Source organism: Vibrio sp. T9, from assembly GCF_003123985.1.
Classification (GTDB): Bacteria; Pseudomonadota; Gammaproteobacteria; order Enterobacterales; family Vibrionaceae; genus Vibrio; species Vibrio diabolicus.
Genome location: NZ_NIGY01000062.1, coordinates 1 through 463 on the forward strand (window position 1 = coordinate 1; position 463 = coordinate 463).

Annotated in this window: 1 protein-coding gene; it reads right to left on the reverse strand. The window is 66.5% G+C overall.

Annotated elements, in window-relative coordinates; genetic code table 11:
- Positions 1-463, reverse strand: a 463-nt coding sequence (locus CBX98_RS25420) for a PfkB family carbohydrate kinase (protein ID WP_242446620.1), incomplete at both ends; no start/stop codon positions are given.

Below are 463 nucleotides of genomic sequence, written 5' to 3' on the forward strand. Positions count from 1 at the left end.
GCAGCCGTGCCGCGAAACGACGATGGCGCCACAGGCGTTGGCGAACGCGCAGGAGCGCTCGACGGTCTCGCCGCTCAGCCAGCCAGTGAGGAAACCGGAAAGGAACGCATCACCGGCACCAAGCACGTTGAGCACTTCGACGCGGCTGCCGCGATAGGTCGGCGCATCGTCGATGCTGGCCGGGATGGGGCCTTCGATGACGCTGCAACCGATCGCGCCACGCTTGACCACCAGGGTGGCCGCGGTGATGCCACGAACGGCGCGCAAGGTCGCCATGAGGTCTTCGCTACCGCCGGCGATATGGAACTCTTCTTCCGTACCGACGATGAGATCGAAGCCGGGAAGGATGGCTTGCAGGTGGCGGGTGACGTGGTCGGCGGCAACGAAGCGTTGCTCGCCCTCACCGCGGCCGGTGAGGCCCCAGAGCACGGGGCGATAATCGATATCGAGCACGGTGCGCACG